Source organism: Streptococcus sp. NSJ-72 (genome assembly GCF_014334035.1).
In the GTDB taxonomy this organism is placed as follows: domain Bacteria; phylum Bacillota; class Bacilli; order Lactobacillales; family Streptococcaceae; genus Streptococcus; species Streptococcus constellatus.
In genome coordinates this window covers 236,723-259,406 of sequence record NZ_CP060489.1, presented here as the reverse complement: position 1 = coordinate 259,406, position 22,684 = coordinate 236,723, and the positions used below count along the sequence as shown (strand labels likewise).

Annotated in this window: 17 protein-coding genes, 4 pseudogenes and 1 riboswitch; of the genes and pseudogenes, 10 read left to right on the top strand and 11 right to left on the bottom strand. The window is 39.1% G+C overall.

Annotated elements, in window-relative coordinates; genetic code table 11:
* Positions 1-108: 108 nt before the first annotated feature.
* The gene (gene efp / locus H8787_RS01360) at positions 109-669 is read right to left on the bottom strand and encodes an elongation factor P (protein ID WP_003026309.1); all 561 of its coding nucleotides are present in this window, start codon (positions 667-669) and stop codon (positions 109-111) included.
* 58 nt (positions 670-727) lie between these two features.
* A complete protein-coding gene (locus H8787_RS01355; RefSeq protein WP_187328076.1) occupies positions 728-1,789 on the bottom strand; it encodes a M24 family metallopeptidase in 1,062 nt (353 codons plus the stop codon).
* Between the two features lie 147 nt (positions 1,790-1,936).
* On the opposite strand from H8787_RS01355, the gene H8787_RS01350 reads away from it, so the two are divergent.
* Positions 1,937-2,692 (top strand): hypothetical protein, encoded by a 756-nt coding sequence (locus H8787_RS01350; RefSeq protein ID WP_049476946.1) that lies wholly within the window; start codon positions 1,937-1,939, stop codon positions 2,690-2,692.
* Between the two features lie 37 nt (positions 2,693-2,729).
* Here the strand turns inward: H8787_RS01350 and uvrA are convergent, their stop codons facing one another.
* Positions 2,730-5,555 carry an excinuclease ABC subunit UvrA gene (uvrA, locus tag H8787_RS01345; RefSeq protein ID WP_187328075.1) on the bottom strand — a complete coding sequence of 942 codons (2,826 nt, stop codon included), beginning with the start codon at positions 5,553-5,555 and terminating at the stop codon, positions 2,730-2,732.
* Between the two features lie 122 nt (positions 5,556-5,677).
* Here uvrA and H8787_RS01340 point away from each other — a divergent pair, with 122 nt between their 5' ends.
* Entirely contained in the window at positions 5,678-6,622 is a 945-nt protein-coding gene (locus tag H8787_RS01340) for a magnesium transporter CorA family protein (protein WP_187328074.1), read from the top strand.
* Between the two features lie 15 nt (positions 6,623-6,637).
* A complete protein-coding gene (locus tag H8787_RS01335; protein WP_187328073.1) occupies positions 6,638-7,315 on the top strand; it encodes a DUF1129 domain-containing protein in 678 nt (225 codons plus the stop codon).
* 172 nt (positions 7,316-7,487) lie between these two features.
* Here H8787_RS01335 and rpsR read toward each other — a convergent pair whose 3' ends face one another.
* Genes rpsR through rpsF form a run of 3 tightly spaced genes read right to left on the bottom strand, consistent with a single transcriptional unit; the run spans position 7,488 to position 8,557 of the window.
* Positions 7,488-7,727, bottom strand: a complete 240-nt coding sequence (gene rpsR / locus H8787_RS01330) for a 30S ribosomal protein S18 (RefSeq protein WP_000068664.1) — start codon at positions 7,725-7,727, stop codon at positions 7,488-7,490.
* Between the two features lie 36 nt (positions 7,728-7,763).
* Positions 7,764-8,255 (bottom strand): single-stranded DNA-binding protein, encoded by a 492-nt coding sequence (locus H8787_RS01325; RefSeq protein WP_003030533.1) that lies wholly within the window; start codon positions 8,253-8,255, stop codon positions 7,764-7,766.
* A gap of 11 nt (positions 8,256-8,266) precedes the next feature.
* The gene (gene rpsF, locus H8787_RS01320) at positions 8,267-8,557 is read right to left on the bottom strand and encodes a 30S ribosomal protein S6 (protein WP_003026325.1); all 291 of its coding nucleotides are present in this window, start codon (positions 8,555-8,557) and stop codon (positions 8,267-8,269) included.
* Positions 8,558-8,833: 276 nt separating this feature from the next.
* Here rpsF and H8787_RS01315 point away from each other — a divergent pair.
* The 3 genes and pseudogenes from H8787_RS01315 to H8787_RS01305 all read left to right on the top strand — a co-directional run bounded on the left by H8787_RS01315 (position 8,834) and on the right by H8787_RS01305 (position 11,148).
* A pseudogene (locus H8787_RS01315) lies at positions 8,834-9,876 on the top strand (GtrA family protein).
* Positions 9,873-10,778, top strand: coding sequence for a phosphodiester glycosidase family protein (locus H8787_RS01310; protein WP_187328071.1), 906 nt, complete (start codon positions 9,873-9,875; stop codon positions 10,776-10,778). The pseudogene H8787_RS01315 and the gene H8787_RS01310 overlap by 4 nt, the downstream one beginning before the upstream one ends.
* The gene (locus H8787_RS01305) at positions 10,753-11,148 is read left to right on the top strand and encodes a hypothetical protein (RefSeq protein WP_187328070.1); all 396 of its coding nucleotides are present in this window, start codon (positions 10,753-10,755) and stop codon (positions 11,146-11,148) included. The genes H8787_RS01310 and H8787_RS01305 overlap by 26 nt, the downstream gene beginning before the upstream one ends.
* 113 nt (positions 11,149-11,261) lie before the next feature.
* Here H8787_RS01305 and H8787_RS10000 read toward each other — a convergent pair.
* Both H8787_RS10000 and H8787_RS01285 read right to left on the bottom strand, forming a co-directional pair.
* A pseudogene (locus H8787_RS10000) lies at positions 11,262-11,870 on the bottom strand (histidine phosphatase family protein).
* An 11-nt stretch (positions 11,871-11,881) separates the two neighbouring features.
* Positions 11,882-12,720 (bottom strand): annotated as a pseudogene (locus H8787_RS01285) (Cof-type HAD-IIB family hydrolase).
* A gap of 292 nt (positions 12,721-13,012) precedes the next feature.
* Between H8787_RS01285 and H8787_RS09995 the strand changes: the two are divergent.
* The 4 genes and pseudogenes from H8787_RS09995 (at position 13,013) to H8787_RS01255 (ending at position 17,191) form a co-directional block, all read left to right on the top strand.
* Positions 13,013-14,335: pseudogene (locus H8787_RS09995) on the top strand (6-phospho-beta-glucosidase).
* Positions 14,336-14,474: 139 nt separating this feature from the next.
* A riboswitch (TPP riboswitch) is annotated at positions 14,475-14,562 on the top strand.
* 82 nt (positions 14,563-14,644) lie between these two features.
* Positions 14,645-15,205 carry an ECF transporter S component gene (locus H8787_RS01265; RefSeq protein ID WP_187328067.1) on the top strand — a complete coding sequence of 187 codons (561 nt, stop codon included), beginning with the start codon at positions 14,645-14,647 and terminating at the stop codon, positions 15,203-15,205.
* 1 nt (position 15,206) lies between these two features.
* Positions 15,207-16,541, top strand: a complete 1,335-nt coding sequence (locus H8787_RS01260; protein ID WP_187328359.1) for an ATP-binding cassette domain-containing protein — start codon at positions 15,207-15,209, stop codon at positions 16,539-16,541.
* Positions 16,538-17,191: an energy-coupling factor transporter transmembrane component T gene (locus tag H8787_RS01255; RefSeq protein WP_187328066.1), complete on the top strand. Its 654-nt coding sequence runs from the start codon at positions 16,538-16,540 to the stop codon at positions 17,189-17,191. The genes H8787_RS01260 and H8787_RS01255 overlap by 4 nt, the downstream gene beginning before the upstream one ends.
* A 67-nt stretch (positions 17,192-17,258) precedes the next feature.
* Here H8787_RS01255 and H8787_RS01250 read toward each other — a convergent pair whose 3' ends face one another.
* The 3 genes from H8787_RS01250 to spxB form a co-directional block, all read right to left on the bottom strand.
* Entirely contained in the window at positions 17,259-18,866 is a 1,608-nt protein-coding gene (locus H8787_RS01250; protein WP_187328065.1) for a glycoside hydrolase family 13 protein, read from the bottom strand.
* A 358-nt stretch (positions 18,867-19,224) separates the two neighbouring features.
* Positions 19,225-20,361 carry an L-lactate oxidase gene (gene lctO, locus H8787_RS01245; protein ID WP_003070883.1) on the bottom strand — a complete coding sequence of 379 codons (1,137 nt, stop codon included), beginning with the start codon at positions 20,359-20,361 and terminating at the stop codon, positions 19,225-19,227.
* A 258-nt stretch (positions 20,362-20,619) separates the two neighbouring features.
* Entirely contained in the window at positions 20,620-22,425 is a 1,806-nt protein-coding gene (spxB, locus tag H8787_RS01240; protein ID WP_187328358.1) for a pyruvate oxidase, read from the bottom strand.
* Positions 22,426-22,684: the final 259 nt, after the last annotated feature.

Sequence of the window (22,684 nt, the reverse complement as noted above, 5' to 3'; positions counted from 1 at the left end):
CTTGTCCTTTCTTAAGACACAAAGACATTCAAGGAGTCTGTTCAATATTTGTCAGACTCTTAGTCTGAGTTTAATAGTAATTTAAGAACTTCTAGTTCTTAGAATAAATTATGCACGAGAAACGTAGGTTCCTTCTTGCGTATTGATAATCAATTTTTGTCCGACTTCGATAAAGTCCGGTACGTTTACTACGAGACCCGTTTCAAGAGTAGCTGGTTTACCAGAACCTGTTACTGTTGCTCCTTTAATAGAAGGTTGTGTATCTGTTACAACTAACTCTACGGTCGTTGGAACCGTAACACCAATAACTTCACTTCCGTAGAATTGAATTTTCACTTCTGAATTTTCAAGGATAAATTTCAATTCTTGCTCTACATTTGCTACTGGGATTTCATATTGCTCAAATGACTCTGTATCCATGAAATAAGCCGTGTCATCCATCTGGTATAAGTACTGTGCTGGACGTGTTTCAATAATCGCTTGTTCAAATTTTTCTTCTGGACGGTAAGTTGTATCAAAAGTTGAACCTGTACGTACATCACGTAGTTTCATACGCATAACAGTATTCCCTTTACCTGGTTTATGGTGGCTTGCTTCAAGGACACGAATCAATTTCCCATCCGTTGTTTCAAACGTCATACCAGCTTTCAGCTTACTTGCTTCAATCATTATTATTACCTCTTTTAAAATAGATTTCTCTTTATTTTATCATAAAGATTGACAATTCTCAAATTATAATTAGCTCTTTTGGGGCAAGAGTCAATACTTCGCAACCTGTTTCCGTGATGACAAGATCATCTTCAATACGGACGCCATATTTACCATCCAGATAGATACCTGGCTCATCTGTTAAAACCATCCCTATTTCAATCGGCTCAGAGGACTTACCAAAGTAAGGAATTTCATGAATATCAAGCCCAATTCCATGACCAATCCCATGAGTAAAATAAGCTCCGTAACCCGCATCATTGATGATCTGACGTGGAATCCGATCAAAGTCAATACGACTGACTCCAGCCTTGGCTTGATCAATCAAAGCCTTGTTGGCACGCAAGACAATATCATAAATCTCACGTTCCTCATCCGTCACATGACCTACATGAATAGTTCGTGTCATATCACTAACATAGTGATTGTAATAACAACCAAAGTCCATCGTCAAGGTTTCACCAGTTTGAATCACTTTCTCACTAGCTACTCCGTGAGGCATGGCAGAACGGTATCCTGAGGCGATGATGAAATCAAAAGACGCACCTGAAGCACCAAGTTTGCGCATGCGAGCATCTAAAAAGTTCATAACTGCCAACTCGGTTGTCTCACCTGGTTTGATAAAGTCTAATACATCTAGAAAGGCTTGATCGGAAATTTGACAAGCTTTTCGAATCGTATCAATTTCTTCCGCATATTTTATCATGCGCAGATTCTCGATGAAACTGCTCATAGGTATCAGTTCATAGGCTGCAAATACGCTTTTCAGCATCTTGAAATAGGCATAGGACACTTGATCATCAAAGCCAATTTTTTCTAATTTATCGTCCCCAATGATTTTAGCGATTTCCCCCAAAGCATCACGCGTTTCAATAATATCAAATCCTTTGACCACACCTTTGGCAATCAAGGTGTAGCGGGAATCTGTCAAAAAAATCCGTCGCGTTTTGCTAATGAAAACTGTCGCTTCTGTTCCGCTAAAACCCGTCAGATAGTAAATATTCTTCAGATTGGTTACTAAGACAGCATCACACTCTGTCTGTTTTAAGGCTACTTCAAATTTTTCAACTCTTGATAACATGAGAAAACCTCCGTAAAATGATTCAATTTATTATAGCAAAAAAATACTGAAAATAATACAATCTATATAGTTAGGATTAGATGAAATTGACATTTGAAAGCGCTAAATGTATAATTTTTGTTAAACAAGAAAGAATGAGGTAACGATATGAATAAAACAGAATTACTGTTACAAAGACTAGATGATATTGGTCAGTCTCTAAAAGATTCGAAACAAGCACTAGCTTTGCTGGCACTTGGTTCTTGCGGAACAGAAAGAGAACGATTGGATCAGTACTCAGATTTAGACTTCTTTGTTATTGTAAAAGATGGCTACAAGCAGACCTATATCCAAGACCTAACCTGGTTAAGTAAGCTAAAACCAATTGCATTTCACTACCAAAATACAGCGGACGGACATAAAGTTCTATTTGAAGATGATGTTTTTTGTGAATTTGCTGTCTTTGAAGCTCATGAACTAGTAAACATTCCCTTCGCTGAAGGCAAGATTATCTGGAAGGAGATCGGTTTTGATGAAACAATCTGTCAGCCACAAAGACTGCCATCAAAAGAAAACAGAGACCGTGAATGGCTGTTGGGAGAAATTTCATGTAATCTATATTTAGGGCTAGGTCGCTATCAGCGAGGCGAAAAATTAGCTGCTTATGATTTTATCCAAAACAGATCCGTCAAGCTTTGGACTGAACTAATCAGTTTGGAAACAACTTCTAAATCTAATTTTATAGATATCTTTAATACCAACAGACGATTTGAAGAAGGTTATCCAAAGGAAGCCAAGCAATTGCCTCACTTTTTGCAAGGTTACGAACGCATTTCTGAGTCTGCTCAAGCACTCCTAGAATATCTGGATAAACACTATTCTCTTAACCCATTTATAAAAGAAAAAATTCGTAATTTATTATAAAAAAGACTCTGCCTAAAAAAGCAGAGTCTTTTAAATCTTATTTTAACTTTCCTTTTAGATACTGGCCAGTATAGCTAGCAGAGTTTGCAGCTACTTCTTCTGGTGTACCAGTAGCAATAATAGTACCTCCACCAATACCACCTTCTGGTCCAAGGTCAATAATGTAATCGGCCGTCTTAATAACGTCCAAATTATGTTCGATGACGAGAACCGTGTTGCCATCGTCTACAAAACGTGATAGCACTTGGAGAAGTTTCGCAATATCCTCCGTGTGCAGACCTGTAGTTGGTTCATCCAGAATATAGAAAGACTTACCTGTTGAGCGCTTGTGAAGTTCGCTGGCTAGTTTCATCCGCTGAGCCTCCCCACCAGACAGAGTTGTGGCAGGTTGCCCCAAGGTTACATAACCCAGCCCTACATCTTTGATGGTCTGAAGTTTCCGCTCAATTTTAGGAATATGCTTAAAAAATTCCACTGCATCATTGACCGTCATGTCAAGGACTTGCGAAATATTCTTCTCCTTGTAATGCACTTCCAAGGTTTCACTATTGTACCGTGTTCCATGGCAAACCTCACAAGGGACATAAACATCTGGTAAAAAGTGCATCTCAATCTTGATAATCCCATCCCCAGAGCAGGCTTCACACCGCCCCCCTTTCACATTGAAAGAGAAGCGCCCTTTTTTATACCCACGAATCTTGGCTTCGTTAGTCTGAGCAAAGAGATCGCGAATATCATCAAAGACGCCAGTATACGTCGCTGGATTGGATCTTGGCGTTCGGCCAATCGGGCTCTGGTCAATATCAATCAAACGATCAATATGCTCAATGCCTGAAATATTTTTGAATTTACCCGGTTTGTCTGAATTACGATTGAGTTTTTGAGCGATTGCTTTTTTCAAAATGGAATTAACCAAGGTCGATTTCCCAGAACCGGAAACCCCTGTCACGGCTATAAATTTTCCCAACGGGAAGCGGACCGTGATGTTTTGCAAATTGTGCTCTCTCGCACCTGTGACTTCAATAAAGCGGCCGTTTCCTACGCGGCGCTCCAATGGCACTGGAATTTCACGTTTGCCCGATAAATACTGACCTGTAATTGATTTCTTGCTTTTTGCAACTTGCTCTGGAGTGCCTGCCGCAACAATTTCACCACCAAAAACACCTGCTCCAGGTCCAACATCAATCAACCAATCAGCTTCGCGCATAGTATCTTCATCATGTTCAACTACGATGAGAGTATTGCCCAAATCACGCATTTTTTTGAGACTGGCAATCAAGCGATTGTTATCCCGCTGGTGCAAGCCAATAGACGGTTCATCTAAGATATAAAGGACTCCACTAAGGTTGGAGCCAATTTGAGTTGCCAAGCGAATCCGCTGACTCTCACCACCTGATAGAGTTCCAGCAGAACGAGATAGTGTCAAGTAATTAAGCCCGACATTATTCAGAAAAGTCAAGCGATCTCGGATTTCTTTGATAATCGGTGTTGCAATGGCCACTTCATTTTCAGTCAAAGTCAGATGAGAAAGTAATTCTAAATGATCTGCAATAGACAAATCAGACACTTGACCAATATTGAGACCATTTTCACCGCCTACTTTAACAGACAAGGCTTGTGGATTCAGTCGATAACCATGACAGCTTGCGCAAGTCAGCTCATTCATATAAAGTCGCATTTGGCTACGGGTAAAATCACTATTAGTTTCATGATAGCGGCGGTTGATATTGGTTACTACTCCTTCAAAAGGGATGTCGATATCCCGCACGCCACCAAATTCATTTTCATAGTGAAAATGGAATTCCCGACCATCTGAGCCAAAGAAAATCAGCTGTTTTTCTTCCTCATTCAATTCCTCAAAAGGCTTATCCATATCGATGCCAAAGGCTTCCATCGCCTGAGCTAACATTTGCGGATAATAACTAGAAGAAATTGGATTCCACGGTGCTAGAGCTCCTTCACGTAATGTTTTACTACTATCAGGCACTACAAGATCCAAATCAACCTCTAACTTGATACCTAAGCCGTCACAGTCAGAGCAGGACCCAAATGGGGCATTAAAAGAGAAAAGGCGCGGTTCTAGCTCAGAAACCGTAAAGCCACAGACTGGACAGGCATAGTGCTCGGAAAAAAGCAACTCTTTTCCATCCATCGTATCAATCACCACATAGCCTTCAGCCAGACGAAGAGCCGCTTCTACCGAGTCAAAGAGACGACTGCGTACGCCGCCCTTAATGACAATCCGGTCTACCACTACTTCGATATCATGCTTTTTCGTTTTAGAAAGCTCTGGGACTTCGGTTACATCATAAACGTCCCCGTCCACGCGCACTCGTACGTACCCATCTTTTTGGATTTTATCAAAGATTGTCTTGTGCTGTCCTTTTTTCTTACGGATAACTGGCGCTAGAATTTGTAATCGCTGACGTTCGGGTAATTCCAAAACTTGATTGACGATTTGTTCTACAGAAGAAGCTTTAATGGCTCCATGCCCATTGATACAATATGGAGTTCCCACACGCGCATAGAGCAAACGGAGGTAATCATTGATTTCTGTAGCTGTTCCGACTGTTGAACGAGGATTCTTGCTAGTCGTTTTTTGGTCAATAGAAATAGCAGGGCTAAGACCGTCAATTGAATCCACATCCGGTTTTTCCATGTTGCCCAAAAATTGACGAGCATAAGCCGACAGACTTTCCACATAACGCCGTTGTCCCTCTGCGTAAAGAGTATCAAAAGCTAAACTAGACTTGCCCGAACCAGACAAACCAGTCACTACAACCAGTTTGTCCCGCGGAATCGTAACATCAATATTTTTTAAATTATGAGCTCGTGCTCCATGAATGATAATTTTATCCTGCATTCTTACCACACTTTATTTTAAACTTCTTTCTATTATAACAAAATTTTCTTCAATCTTTTACCCAAAAACTCGGAATTTTATAGTATAATAGTACGGTGTGCAAATAACTGAAGGAGGAAAACATGAAACAAGTCTTTCTATCAACAACAACTGAATTTAAAGAAATTTATACGCTTGAGTCGGGGACTTGGATCAATTTAGTCAACCCTTCTCAAAGTGAGTCTACTGAAATTTCCAATGCCTTTGACATTGATATTACGGACTTACGAGCACCCCTTGACGCAGAGGAAATGTCTCGTGTTACCATCGAAGATGAATATACTTTGATTATCGTGGATGTTCCAATTACAGAGGAGCGAAATAATCAGACTTACTATGTCACCATTCCTCTGGGAATTATCATCACTGAAGATGCGATTATTACTACCTGTTTGGAAAAACTTCCATTACTTGATATTTTTATTAATCGACGATTACGTAATTTCTATACGTTTATGCGTTCTCGCTTTATTTTCCAAATTCTTTATCGAAACGCCGAGCTGTATTTGACAGCGCTTCGTTCCATTGATCGTAAAAGCGAGCAAATTGAAAGTCAGCTACACAAGTCAACTCGGAATGAAGAACTAATTGAACTCATGGAACTTGAAAAAACGATTGTCTATTTCAAAGCGTCCTTAAAAACCAATGAGCGTGTAATAAAAAAATTAACCAGCGCTACAAGTAATATCAAAAAATATTTGGAAGATGAGGATTTGCTAGAAGATACACTCATCGAAACTCAACAGGCAATTGAGATGGCGGATATTTATGGAAATATCTTGCACAGTATGACAGATACGTTTGCTTCTATCATTTCAAATAATCAAAATAACATCATGAAAGCTCTAGCTTTAGTGACGATTGTCATGTCCATTCCAACTATGATTTTCTCAGCCTATGGAATGAACTTCAAAAATAATGACTTACCACTTAATGGGGAGCCACATGCTTTTTGGATTATTATTTTCATCGCCTTTGCGATCAGTGTTTCACTGACAGTTTACCTCATTCACAAAAAATTATTTTAATTAAAAGGAGATCTTATGACACAAGTTTCTTTGGATAAACTCAGCAAAAAAAATCAAGAATTTGTCCGTATCGCAACCCACCAACTCATCAAAGATGGAAAGACAGACGAAGAAATCAAAACCCTGCTAGAGGAAATCATCCCAACGATTCTTGAAAATCAAGCAAAAGGAATTACCGCTCGCGGACTTTATGGAGCACCTACTGTTTGGGCAGCGAATTTTTCAGAAGCAAAACAAAAAGAAGCTCAAACTATCAAAGAAAATACCAATCCGTATCTCATGATTATGGATGCTTTCTTATTTGTCTTTAGTTTATTTGCTATCTTAAATAGTAGTGTTAACTTATTCTCCAAAAATCCTAGCAATTATGGTATTGTGACAATTGTACTTGGTAGCGCGGTGGGGGCACTCGTATTTTACGGAATGTATTACTTTATTTACCGCTTTTATTATTCCGACCAAGACCAAAGTCAAAAGCCACCATTTTTCAAATCGCTCCTAATCATTTCAGCTGCTACGATATTATGGGCTATTGTTCTTTATGGAACAACCTTCCTATTGCCAGCTATTTTAAATCCAAAACTACCAAACCTATTTATCCTTGTGTTCGGTGGTGGAACGTTGGCACTTCGTTTTTATCTCAAAAAGAAATTCAACATCCGCAGCGCTCTTACCTCACCAAGACAACTCTAATCCTATTCTTATTTAAACATCCGCCTGTTGAAACTAAAACAAGCGGATGTTTTGAATAAGAAATTACCGCTTCAAATCAATTTCGAGCATAAGAAAAGCAACCCGTTAAGTTGCTCACTTGACTTTATATAAAAAGAGCCTGATTTTTATAAATTCAAGCTCTTTTTATATTTTAATCTTCGTTTACGAACGGCATCAAAGCCATTACGCGAGCACGTTTGATAGCTGTTGTTACTTTACGTTGGTTCTTAGCTGAAGTTCCTGTTACACGACGAGGAAGAATTTTCCCACGTTCTGAAACAAAACGGCTAAGAAGCTCAGTATCTTTGTAATCAACATATTCAATCTTGTTTGCTGCGATGTAATCAACTTTTTTACGGCGTTTAAATCCGCCACGACGTTGTTGAGCCATGTTCTTTCTCCTTTATATCATTATTCTGTTTGTCCATTAAAATGGTAGATCGTCATCTGAGATGTCCATTGGATTGGTATTCCCAAATGGATTTTCATCACGAGAAAAGTTAGGTACTTGGTTGGCAGAAGTTGCGTTACCAAAATTGGAAGATGAATTTCCGAAGTTGTTGGAAGCATAGCCACCAGAAGATTGACCTTCACGACTAGCACGGCTTTCCAATAGTTGGAAATTATCCGCTACGACTTCTGTCACATAGACACGTTGACCTTGCTGATTTTCGTAGTTACGCGTCTGAATACGACCAGTAATTCCGATAAGAGCTCCTTTTTTAGCCCAATTTGCAAGATTTTCTGCCTGTTGGCGCCAAATTACAACATTAATAAAGTCTGCTTCTCTCTCGCCACTTTGATTTTTAAAGTTGCGATTAACAGCAAGAGTAAAAGTTGCGACCGCTTGATTTTGCGGCGTATAGCGAAGTTCGGCATCTCGGGTCATCCGACCCACAAGTACAACGTTATTTATCATAGTAACCCTTCTTACGCGTCAAGTTTGACGATCATGTGACGAAGAATGTCAGCGTTGATTTTTGAAAGACGGTCAAATTCATTCAAAGCGACTGCATCTTCAGCCTCAACGTTTACGATATGGTAAAGTCCTTCACGGAAATCTTGGATTTCGTAGGCAAGACGACGTTTTTCCCAATCTTTTGATTCAACAACAGTTGCACCGTTGTCAGTCAAGATAGAGTCAAAGCGTGCTACCAAAGCGTTTTTTGCTTCTTCTTCAATGTTTGGACGAATAATATAAAGAATTTCGTATTTAGCCATTGATTTTTCCTCCTTTTGGTCTAATGACCCCCAACTATTGCAAGGGGTAAGTGAGGGATACTCACGAACAACTATTATACTAAACTTTCTGGGAAATAGCAAGAAAAACCCGTATGTGTTTTTTGAAACGTTTTTTAATATCTTCTTTTTTAGTACATTTTCTTTACATTTCCTACTCCAAAACCTTAAAGAAAGCTGATATCAGTTAGCTTTAAGTTAGCATCTCTATACTAATGTGTATCTTTTCTATCATTTGTCTAAGAAAGGAGTACACACATGGATTTTTTAGTCATTCCTGCTTACAAACCTGACCTCACTCTCATTCATCTTTTACAAAGGGTGAAGGCAAAGAGTTCCTTGCACGTCGTTGTTGTTAATGACGGTAGCCCAGCTAGTTATGATTCGATTTTTCAAGAAGCTCAGAAATACGCTATTATTTTATGCTATCCAAGCAATCAGGGAAAAGGACAGGCATTGAAAAACGCTTTTACTTATATTGATACCTTAGGACAATATGGGACAGTAGTTACAGCTGATGCGGATGGTCAACACAACGTATGGGATATTTTTCGCGTGAGCAAAAAAGCTCAAGAAAACCCCAACCACTTAATTCTGGGAGTTCGTTCTTTTTCTGGAAAGGTCCCTTTGCGATCGGCTTTTGGAAATAAAGTAACACGATTCCTATTTCAGCGACAGACTGGTGTTTCTGTGACAGATACTCAGACCGGACTTCGTGGCTTTACAACCAATATGATTCCATTTATGTTGGAGATTGAAGGGCAGCGTTATGAATACGAAATGAATATGCTGTTATCTGCTTCTACAAAATATCCTATCAGCGAAGTTCCAATTGAAACCATTTATATCAATGACAATCAAGCTTCTCACTTTAGACCAATACGCGACGGGCTCATGATTTACAAAGATATGTTTAAATTTGCTCTTTCTTCAATTAGTAGTTTTTTGATTGACTATATCGTCTATGCGCTAGCCCTTTTGGTGCTTGCTACAGTGCCAACTAGTCTCAAAATTTTACTGGCAAATGGAGTAGCTCGTGTCACGAGCTCAATTGTCAATTATTCCACAAATAAAAAACTGGTCTTTAAAAATAAAGACAGTATTGCCAAAACAGGGACTGGTTATTTCGGGCTAGCCTTGGGCTTGTTTATCCTCGACACCCTTTTAATCAGACTATTTTACGCCGTTTTCGGTCTCAATTTGCTGATTGTTAAAATCATTGTCGGATCACTGCTCTTTTGCCTATCTTGGCTCGTTCAAAAAAAATTATTTTCAAAGAAAGGACGCATACTTTATCATGAAGTTTTTCAAAAAATCCTATGCTTATGCTAGTCTCTTTGGTATGCTGTTGACAGGGGCGTTTACCTACTCCATGTTAAAAACTTTTGTTCTGTCAGAGGCCATTACAACAGTCAAATCCTCTTCTACCTCAACCAGCACAACAAATGCTAAAACAGCAACAAATGCGACAAAGACAAATAAAAGCTATAAGGACGATAATGTTTCCATTAACCTAACTACAAAAACCGTCAGCAACACAAAAGTGTACATTGCAGATATTACGGTCAGCTCCCCTAAATATCTTAAAACTGCTCTAGCACAAAATACATATGGAAATAACGTAACCGCTAAGACTTCGGTTACAGCAGCCAATAACAATGCCATTCTGGCTATCAACGGTGATTTCTACGGAGCAAATACAACTGGTTACGTCATCCGCAATGGTGTTGTCTATCGAAATACCGTTCGTGAAGATGCTAGTAATGGTGATCTAGCAATTTATAAAGATGGGAGTTTCGGAATTGTTTACGAAAATGATGTTTCTGCTGAAGACTTGGTTAAAAATGGTGTTGTAAACCTTCTTGCCTTTGGTCCTACTTTAGTTAACAACGGTAAGATTACTGTTTCAAGTAATTCGGAAGTGGGGCAATCCATGGCTTCTAATCCACGTACAGCTATTGGGATAATTGATAAAACCCATTATGTCATCGTTGTATCAGACGGCCGAACATCTGAAAGTCAAGGCCTGTCTCTTTACCAACTAGCTCAGGTGATGAAATCCTATGGTGTTAAAACTGCTTATAATCTGGATGGCGGTGGTTCGTCTACTCTTTACTTTAATGGAAAAGTCGTCAATAAACCAACGACTAACGGAACAATTTCAGAAAGGGCGGTGAGTGACATTGTCTACATTGGTTACTAAAACAAACAACAAGCGTTTTAAAAAGACAGCGGTGGTCTATACCCTAATTACAGTATTTTTCTTTATCTTTAGTCGCATTTACGAATACTTCAGTTTTGGAGAAACTTCAGTCTATATGCACTGGCTCTTCGGAGTACCGCTGATAGGCGGGGGCGTGCTCCTTATTTTTCAAAAACTTATTCCCAATCTTTCGCGACTCAGTCTCAATCTTTGGAATTCTGCGGTCGCAACCATTGCCGCTGGCGTTCTTTTTCGCGGTATTGTCAATCTATCTGGTCGCTCTACCACACTGGATTTACCTTACTGGTATATTGGAATTGGATTAGCCGGGCTAGCTCTACTCTCAATGATTTTTACCAGAAGCGTATGAGAGATAGACATACAAGATACCAAAAAGTATTAACACATACAGAACTTAAAGCATCATGGTTCCCCCTCTTTACAAAACAAGAGTCTGAGAAATCTTATTTTCCCAGACTTTTTTCATTTACAGTCATAAACATCACCTGTCAGTGGATCAATAACTTCTGCTAGCTTAAAATGCCCCTGGTTATAATGGAAATGACAGATAGCACAGTTACCAAGCGCTCCTTGGGATCCAGACTTTGAGCTGTAACCTTGAGATAGAAGGCCCACATAGCACCACCGTGACTGACTGCTAGAATTGGTTCTGCTTGAGCTTTTTCCATAACTTCAGTCAATGTCATCAACACCCGCTCACCAACTTGTTCAACAGCCTCTCCTCCGTAAGGAACAAATAAATCTTCAAAAGAAGTGGCTCCTGCGCGAAACTTAGATTGCAGTCGCTCAGGCTGCACTTCAAAAAGACCAAAATTCCATTCTTTTAGCCCCTTTACTCGTAAATAAGAATTTGTCCGTCCGTCACTAGCTCTAATGTGTCACAAGCTCGCTCTGAGGTTAACTGTAGGCAGCATCATCAAAAACAATGCCCGCATCCTTAAAATATTGACCTGCCTCCTGAGCTTGATAAATCTCCAAAGGCGTTAAGGGAGCATCACACCAACCTTGAATCCGATACCGCTTATTGAATAAAATTTGCCCGTGTCGCATCAAATAAAGTGTTTTTGTCATAAACTATTCCTCTAAAGAAGTCCTAATTTTTCAAAAGCATTGTAGAAACTGTCCTCAACCACATCATCAGTAATCACATCAGCCATGGCTAGAATTTCTGGTCCACCATTTTCCATAGCAACTCCAACTTGGCAATATTCCAGCATAGGAATATCTACCTTAGCGTCCCCAATAGCAATCGTATCTTCTTTTTTCGCTCCTAGATATTCGAGCAATACATCAATTGCGTGAGCCTTTGTAATATTCTTGACTCCCAAATCACCAAAAAGAGCGTGCTCTCCTTTGCCACCCCATGTACCAGCTTTCAACTCCGGAAAAGCTTCTTTAGAATCCAAATGATCTTGATAAGATTTGAGAATAAAACTGATTTTATTGAGATCTGCACGATAAAGTTCAGCTCCATAAACTAACCCATGAAGAGCTTCTTCAGCTTCCAATTGTCCTACTTCTTCTGCACTCACTCCCTTTTCCTGAGCATAGGCGCGTAATACTGGACGAGCTACCTCACGAAAATCTTCACTGGCAAACAGACCATTATTGCTCTCCAAGTAAAATTCCAAGCCGCGTCTATGCAACCAGTCCACTACTCGTTTTTCCACATCCAACGGAATCAACTGATGCATGATAATCTGACCTTTTTGCTCTACATAAGAACCACTCCCACCAACCATACCATCAAAACCAATCTTCCAGATTTTCTCAGGCATTTCAGCCCTACTACGTCCAGTACAGACATAAACCAGATGATCTTTTTCACGCGCCTGACAAATACCTTTACAGCAGAGGCAAGAATATGATTCGCATAATCAACAATCGTACCATCTACATCTAAAAAGATAATTTCCTTCATTATAGTTCACCTGCTTTCGTCAATAAATTATTTTCTACTATTCTATTATATTTTTCTTTTCCTACTCTTTTCTATAGATACTCACAAATACTGATACTATTCTATGAAATATATTTCTAAATACACATCTAATGCAAAGAGAAAACAATCTACTCATCACAGATTCATCAGAATTCAAAATAGTAAAAAGCCTTTTCAACAGATAAAAGAAAGCTAGCTGGAAAGGTTCATATTTATTTTAAAAGTTACAATTATTCTTCTACTGTTTTCACTTTATTGACAGCAATGACAAATGGAAGGATTTACCAAACGTTATACCGATCTTCCTATTAAAGAAATCTGGCTGCCTGATGTTCCTGCTGGTAAAGAAAAACAAGATATCATAGCCGCCATGCCTCAAAAAATGTGGGACGCTTCGGGATATGATGTGAAAATTCATTCAACCTTGGATTGGACAGAAGCTCTGAAGAACGCTGATTTTGTAACAACACAGTTTCGCGTGGAACAACTCTCCGCTCGCATTCTTGCCCAAGCAATCCCTGTTTCCTATCGACTACTTGGGCAAGAAACAAAGGAGCCTGGAGAAATTTTCAAAGCCCTTCGAACGATTCCAGTGATTTTAGCAATTGTCGAAGACATGAAATGACTCTGCCCCCAATGCCTGGCTCATCAACTTTACAAATCCAGCAGGTATGGTCACAGAAGCTGTTTTGCGTTATGGAAATTGGGAAAAAGTCATCAGGATTTGTAATATACCAGTTGCAGCCAAGATGCGAGAAGCTGAAGTTCTTGGTATGGATTCAGAAAATTTAATTTACCAATTCGCTGGAGTCAATCATTTTCATTGGCATAAGGTTGCAGATAAAGACAGCAATGATATCGCCTTAACCTTGATTGATAAATTATTTGATAACAGTAAAGGAATTCCTAAGAATATTTACGAAATTCCTTACTTTAAAGAACAGCTTCAACAAATGAAGATGATTCCTTGTGATTATCATCGCTATTATTATCGTTTTGAAGAAATATCAACTCATAACTTAGAGGAATATCGGACAATCGGTACGCGTGCTGAGCAAGTCAAACAAATTGAACACGATTTATTTGAACTTTACAAAAATCCCGCCCTCAATTACAAACCAAAACAACTGGAAGAACGCGGCGGTGTTTATTATTCAGATACCGCTTGCAAAACAATTGCTGCTATTTATGCCAATAAAAATACTGAAATGGTGGTGTCCACTCGAAATAACGGTGCCATTCTTGATTTACCATCCGAATGTACCGTAGAAGTAACGACCTATATTGGGTCTCAGGGAGCTCGAACTGTTTCTTTTGGTTCTTTACCAACTGCCGGCTACAAGTAATGAAATCAATGGAGTTGTTAATCATTGAAGCAGCTGTTTCTGGAAACTATGGTATCGCTCTGCAAGCTTTTACGATCAATCCCCTCCTTCCTTCAGGTCATACTGCCAAGCGGATCATGGATGAGCTGTTTTTAGCTCACAAAAGCTATTTACTGCAATTTGCAAAGGCGATTGAAAAATTAGAACACGAAGGCATTACGATTAAAGATGAATTAGCTCGCAACTTAGCTAAAGAACAATTAGTATAAATAGCTATTCGTTTTTGTCATATGAGTAGATCTCTCATTGTTTCTTATTGACTGACAAGAACTAGACAGTGCAATTGACAAACCTAGTCCCTTGCTATTTTAAGAAATCAATGTTAAAATAGCAGCATAATAAAACAACAAAGAACATTTGGGGTGCTGAGGCTGAGATTATACCCATTGAACCTGATACAGTTAATACTGGCGCAGGGAAATGTATAATGAAAAACTAGAAAATCTAACCATTCTTTTGATTAGATTTCATTTTGTCGCGCTAAAACTCCTCATCTGCTCTGTTAGAAGGAGTTTTTTATGTTTCAAAAATGGAGTTTACGAGATGTTATCCTCTTAGCTCTTTTGGCTATTCTTTTCGGTGGAATCTTTGTCGGTTCTAGCTTTCTCTACAATATCTTATCAGCTGTTCTGGCACCTATCGGGCTCGAGCCTTTTGCCAATGAAATTCTCTTTGGTCTGTGGTGTATGGCAGCTCCGATGGCGGCTATGTTACTGCGCAAACCGGGGAGCGCCACGATTGGTGAGCTTTTAGCTGCGCTTGCTGAAGTACTGTACGGTAGCCAATTTGGCATGAGCACTTTGATTTCTGGCTTCATACAAGGATTTGGTAGCGAGATTGGGTTTGCTGCGACCAGATACAAACGCTATGATTGGTTGTCACTTACTTACAGCGCCATTGGTACAACCCTTTTGAGCTTTACCTATGAATATTTCAAAATTGGTTACTACGCTTTCAAACCCGGTTTTGTCTTAGCATTGCTTATTGTTCGCTTCTTCTCTGTATTCTTCTTCTGCGCTGTTCTAGTTAAAATTATTATGAATCTTTATGACAAGATTAACCAAGCCGCTGGTAAATAATATGGGATTAACATTAGAGCATATTTATCTTAGAGATGTCTTTGAAAACTTAACCTTTACCTTTGAAACAGGAAAAATGACACTCTTGATTGGTGATACCGGTGCTGGCAAATCAACCCTTTTTCGGATTTTAACAAATTTCAATGAATTAGACTTCGCTGGAGAGGTAAAGTTAGGTCATACATTGCTGTCTCATTTACCGATTCATGAACGAGTTACCTATCTTAGTATGATGTTTCAAAATCCAAGCCGTCAATTCACCATGACAACCCTTTATGAGGAATTGATTTTTACCTTGGAAAATCTCCAAACGCCTGCTGAACAGATTGATGAAAAAATCAAGCACGCTGTCACTCTTGGGAAAGTGGAACACTTGCTCCATCGTAATTTTCTGACCTTATCTGGCGGAGAAAAACAACAAGTTTCTCTAGCCATTCTGCTAGCTATGGATTCACAAATTATTTTGTTGGATGAGCCCTTTGCTTCTGTCGATCAAGTAGCACGCAAACGCTTGATTCATTTACTAGCAGATTTGACAAAAATGGGGAAGACCGTTATTTTATGTGACCATGATCGTAGCCTCTATGCTGACTATGTCGACTGTCTTGTTGAATTAAAAAATGGGAAACTTTTTGAACAAGATGTAGCTCTTTTAAAAAAGGCTCACCCAAGCTATCAACTGGTACGTAAAAATACCCAGCGAAGTCCTCTCTTACAATTGCAACATGTTTCCTGTCAATTTGACAAAAAAATACTTTTTACAATTGAGGACTTTACTTTTCAGCAAGGTATTACGACTCTCATCGGAGCTAACGGTGTCGGCAAGTCCACTCTCTTTCGTGCCATTTTGCAATTGCAAAAATACAAAGGCAGCATGCGTTATCAGGGCAGAAAAATTAAGAAGAACAAGAAGTTATATCGCCATATTACTGCTGTTGTTCAAGATGCTGAAAAGCAATTCATTCGGACGACCCCTGCAGAGGAATTAAACCTGCCCTCTCTTTCCAATGAAAACCAAGCAAAGGTACAAGAAGCCTTAACTTTATTTGGTTTAGACAGGAAAATGGATTCTAGTCTTTTCCACTTGAGTGGTGGGCAGAAAAAAATCATTCAATTATTATCTATCCTGACCTTGGAAACCCCTGTCATACTCATGGACGAACCATTTACTGGGTTAGATAAAAAGGCCTGTGATTTTTTTGCCAATTGGATTAAAGACAAGGCTGCTCAGCAAAGCTTTATAATTATTTCTCATCGTTTGGAGCCCTTGGACGGCATTAGTGATCATTTGGTAGAGCTGACGTCCGACGGGCTGACAGAAAGGAGGTCGCTATGAAAAAAGAAGAAACAAATGTCTTCGCACTTGTGTTCCTTCTCATTGCCTTGACATTAGAAATCTCCTTTATCCGATCAACGTGGCTCAACTGTGCTATTGTCGTAGGAGTACTCGCCCACCTCATTTATCTAAGGAAATGGTGGGGCATTTTCTGGACACTGCTCTTACCTTTGCTACCAGCATTAGCAAATTACTGGGCTATTCAACTTCATGGAGATAACAGTCAAGCAATGATACTGTTTACCCGATCTTTTGCTTTAGCAGCTTTGGGAATGACCTTTTTATATAGTGTTCATCTCAATCAGCTCTTGCGCTATTGGCATAAAAAAGGGCTTCCAAGTCACTTCACCTATGGACTGCTCGTTGTACTAAACGCCATTCCAGTCATTCAAAAAGAAATCCAAGCTGTCCGAGAAGCGAGTCTCCTGCGAGGAAAAACACTTCATTTCTGGTCACCACTCTTTTATATCAAAGCTATTTTTATCGCTTTTAATTGGCGAGATTCTTACATAGAAGCTATGTACGCCCACGGATTTGATGAAACAATCAAGCGAAGTTGTTACCGACAATTGGAAACACCCAAAAGTGCAAGTCTTACTTGCTTCTTGATTTTCCTCCTTATCAATTTGACCCTTTTGATCCCAAGATAGAACTCGACATAAAAAATACTGTGGAACTTCTCACAGTATTTTTTATGTCGAGTTCTTGCCAATCTTTCTACTCAATTTCCACACAAAAAGCATCCCAGCCTTGTAATTTATGGGTTTGAAGTATCTTAGTTACATCTGTGTTAGCAATCAAAACTTCCTTTACAGTATTTTCCAAGACAAAACTTTGCTCTTCATTTGAGAAGTTCATCACGACCAGATATTTCTTTGTTGTCGTTTCTCGTAAATAAGCAAACACCTTATCAGCCGTTTCAAGTAGTTTAAAATCTGCTGTTACCAACCAATTATTGCTCTTTCTCAATTGAATTAATTGTTGATAAGTATAGAAAATAGAATTCGGATTTTCCAAAGCTGCTTCAACATTGACTGTTGGATAGTTAGGATTGACAGCCAGCCAAGGTTGACCAGTTGAAAAACCAGCATGTTGATGGGCATTCCACTGCATAGGCGTGCGAGCATTGTCCCGCCCAATCGTACGAATACTGGCCATAATATCATCAAGCGGCACACCCTTATCAAGGGCTTCGTGGGCATAGTTGAGAGATTCAATGTCTTCAACATCTTCTAAGTTCTTGAAAGGATAATTGGTCATACCAATTTCTTCCCCTTGATAAATGTAAGGAGTTCCACGCATCAGATGAAGGAGAATTGCTAAAGCTTTCGCTGACTTTTCGCGGTATTTCGTATCATTTCCCCATATGGAGACAACGCGCGGAAGGTCATGGTTATTCCAAAAAAGCGAATTCCAACCTTCCTCTACACCTAGTTCATTTTGCCATTTGGTAAAAATTTCTTTTAATTTTGGTACGTCCAATTCATCTGCTACGTCCCATTTTGGTTGATTCGGCTTATGTTGAAGACCAATGTGCTCGAATTGGAAAACCATAGATAATTCATGATTCTTTGGACCTGAATACTGTTTTGCAATGTCAGGAGTTGCTCCCCAAGTTTCACCAACTGTCAATAAATCCTTATCCCCAAAAGTCGCACGGTTCATTTCCTGCAAGTAAGGATGCAGCATTGGACCATTATTGACAATTTTCTGGTCAGGTAGCTTGCCAATCATATCAATCACATCCATGCGAAAGCCACCAATTCCTTTGTCAATCCAGAAATTCATCATCTTGTAAATTTTTTGACGTAGAGCTTCATTTTCCCAATTAAGATCCGGTTGTTTTGTGCTAAAGAAATGTAGGTAATATTGACCAGCTTTTTTATCATATTGCCAAGCAGAGCCGCCAAAAATAGAGTCTAAATCATTTGGTTTGTCTCGCCAGATATAATAACTGTGCTCTGGACTATCTGGATGTTCTCGCGCCTCTACAAACCAAGCGTGCTCATCAGAAGTATGATTGACCACCAAGTCCATAATGATTTTAATATCGCGCTTCTCTCCTTCTGCAATCAGTTCCTCCATATCCTCCATAGAGCCAAAAATATCTGCAATTGCTTCGTAATCAGCAATATCATAACCGTTATCGTCCATCGGACTCTTATAAACCGGAGAAAGCCAAATAGCGGTAATTCCAAGTTTTTTCAAGTAATCCAATTTACTTGTAATTCCTTGTAAATCGCCAATTCCATCTCCATTGCTATCCATAAAACTTTTTGGATAAATCTGATAAATTACGGCATCATGCCACCATTTTCTTTGCATTATGCATCTCACTTTCATCTTTTTCACCTTCCATACTATATAATTTTTCACTTCTTTGCAAGCGTTTGCGTTATATTTTAGTCTTCTTTTTACACGTAAAAAGCTTAACTCTGTAAATTTTAGAAATATTTGAGAATTACTCGAGACTTATTTGACAAACATTTTGTATACTAATCCTTGAAGAGAGGAGAAACTCTACGATAGAAAAAATGGAGGTCACATTATGGAAACTATTTTGAATGTGAAACACATCAGTAAGAGATTTGGTCAACAGCTGGCTCTAGATGATGTTAATCTTACTGTGAAGCAAAAAAATACAGCCTCCTTTGATTGAAAGGAAACTGTGTTTTTTATCAATTTAATACAATTTCAAATCTCGTGGATCTACTGGAAATGTTGGATTATAGGGATTGTGACGAAGTTTGAAATGTTTAATTTCTTCAATCGTTTGTGTACCAGACAGTTGCATGACGGTTCTCAATTCTTCATTGATGTGTTCAAAGACTTGGCGAACTCCTATACTACCACCAAGCGCTAAACCATAAATAACTGGTCGTCCGATAGCCACTAAATCTGCTCCAGAAGCCAACGCTTTAAAAACATGCTGACCACGACGAACACCAGAGTCAAAGACAATTGGTACTCGTTTGTCCACTGCTTCTGCTACTTCTTGCAAGGAATCAAAGGCTGCTGGCCCACCATCAATTTGCCGACCGCCGTGGTTTGTCACCCAGATCCCAGAAGCACCTGCGTCAAGTGAGCGTTCCACATCTTCACGGCATTGCGGTCCTTTGACATAGACCGGAAGACCAGAGTAAGCAGCAATAAATTCTACATCACGAGGGGATAATTTTTGCTTAGCAGATTTGTAAACAAAATCCATCGTCTTACCAGCACCGTCAGGGAGGTATTCTTCCACAATTGGCATTCCAACTGGAAAAACAAAGCCATTTCGTTTATCTACTTCACGATTCCCCCCAACAGTTGCATCGGCTGTCAGGACAATTGCTTTATATCCTTCAGCTTTGACTCGATCCATAATGTGACGGTTAATACCATCATCTTTACTGAAATAAAATTGAAACCAATGGGGGGTTCCTTGAAGGGCTTGGGAAATTTCTGGAAGGTCAACTGTGGAATAAGAGCTGGTGGTATAAAGAGAGCCAAATTCGTGCACTCCCTTAGCTGAAGCTACTTCTCCCTGTTCATTTGCCAACTTATGAGCGGCTACTGGTGCTAAAATAATTGGAGAAGACAATTTATCCCCATCAAATTCAATCTCTGTACTTGGATTCTCTACATTGCGAAGCGTGTGAGGTACAATTAGCTTATGATTAAAGGCACGAATATTTTCTCGCAAAGTAAAGGTATCCTCAGCTCCACTTGCAATGTAACCAAATGCAGCTTTTGGAATGACTTTTTGAGCCATCGGTTCTAAATCATATGTGTTGATGAAATCAATTGGACCTTCAGCATTACTAGTTTGGTAAGACATCATATTTCCTCCTGTCTTATATGCGCATATCCATAGAGAAAATTCAATCGAGTCTTTAAAGCAAGCGCTTTCATTTTTATGTGACAAAACTCAATCCTATTCTCTAACAGATGAGAATAATAGCAATATGTATAAAATTTATACCATTTTGATAAATTGAAACAACTTTTACAATTTGTAATAGGGCAGAAGCGGGAAATCACTTCCCACCCTTGCACCTATAAGGATTGTAAAAATTAAAATAAATGGTCTAGCGTGTTATGGCTTGACACCATATTCTTTGAAATAAGCTGTAATCGGACGAAGTTCTTGCCCATCATAAGTTGCAAAGAATTCTTCCGGACTCATTTGTCCATGAGTTTCTTGGTAACCAGCAGAGATTCTTTCGACAAATTCGCCATCAACAATGTCTAGCTCTAACTCTTCCACAGGGATGCTACGCTTATCGGTGATTTTGGCATCAATCAGAATAGGTTTTCCAGCTCTTGAAACTTCAAGGGCGCGATCAAAAGCAGCTGGCAATTCTTCTAAAGTTTTAACTGTTATTCCCTCTACACCCATTCCTTCCGCGACTTTAGCAAAATCTACTTCATAAAGATCCACACCTGAAAAGTTCATGACCAAATCTTCCTGTTCAGACTTGATAAAGTTGAGTGAATTATTAGAAGTGACAATATTGATAACTGGCAACTGATATTTGACTTGGGTCGTCAAATCTTGCATGACCATTGAAAACGCACCATCTCCAGCAATATTGAAAACTTGACGATTTGGAAAAGCAAATTGACCTGCGATAGAAGCTGGTAAGCCATACCCCATCGTAGCAAAGAGAGCTGAAATTGTCCATTTCTTCTCTGGTGTAAAGTTCAAAAAACGGAAGCTATTGATAATGTTGTCCCCGACATCAATGCCATAAACAGCATTGGCATCTGAAATACGATTGATCTCACGATAGACTTGTTCAAATTCTAATGGTCCATCCATTTTTTGCATTAAACGTTCCAGATAGGATTTCCAATCCTTCATGGCTGCCACACTAGCTTGATAAAATGGACGCGGAGCAATGGTTGCACTACGTTCCAAAGCTTTTTGGAGAAAACTTCCAGAGTCCGATAAAATTCCTAAATCTAGATAGTGATGACGACCAAAATTAGCCACATCAATATCCACCGATACAAACTTGAAATAATGAGAACGATAAACTAAGTTAGCAAATGGAAAATTTGTCCCAATAGCAATGACAAGATCAGCTGCTGCAAATGCTTCATCACCAACCTTAGAAGCAGCCCGATTAAGTGTGCCTAAATTCGCTTCAAAGTCTTCGGGGATTTTCCCCTTTGCAAGACCCGCGACAGCAATCGGAATTTGTAATTTTTGAGATAATTCTACCAATAAATGAGCCTTGTCGCCAATACCAGAACCCACATGGAAAATAGGACGTTTAGCCTCTTTTACCAATTCAAGAAATTGATCCACTTCAGTATCTGTCGCCTGTGGAAGTGGCAAGCTTTTTTCTGCTGTATGTGAAGCATAATCTACATCTGGAATTTCTACATAACCAAAATTATTTGGCATGATAATAACAGACACGCTACTGTTTTTATAGGCTTCACGAATCGCTTTATCTACAACATAAGGTAAGCTTTCCGGCGTCATCACTACTCGGTTATAGACTGCTACATCACTAAACATGGGTAACTCAGAAAACTCTTGAAAGTAATCATAATTCATATTCGTACTTGGTACTTGACCCACTAAAGCCAAAACTGGAGCATGATCTTCACGCGCATCATACAAACCATTTAAAAGATTGATGGCACCAGGACCAGCAGAACCAAGCGTTACTCCTATCTTTCCAGTCAATTTGGCATGAGCTGCTGCCGCAAGAGCTCCAACTTGCTCATGACGAACTTGTACAAAGCGAATGTTTTCTTTCTCCAAATCTAGTGCATTCATAGTTGAATTGACAGAACCGCCAGGATAACCATAAACATTTTCAACACCCCACGCTTCCAATACACGAAGCATGGCGACAGCAGCAGGAACTGTTTTTACATCAGACATCATAATCCTCCATTACCAGAGAATGGAATTGCAATTTCAAAATCTATTTTTTAGTCACGTTAATATCATAATACTTTTTGAATTCGTTTACAAAAAATTTGCTCACAATTTTTCACAATCTCAGAAAATATCACAAAAACTGATACAAAATAGCATTCCCTTCACCTTTTGACCGAATTTGTGAAGAAATAAACAATGTTTTTGAATATTAAAAAATAAAAAAACACCTACAGTTTTTTAACCGTAGATGTTATGCTAT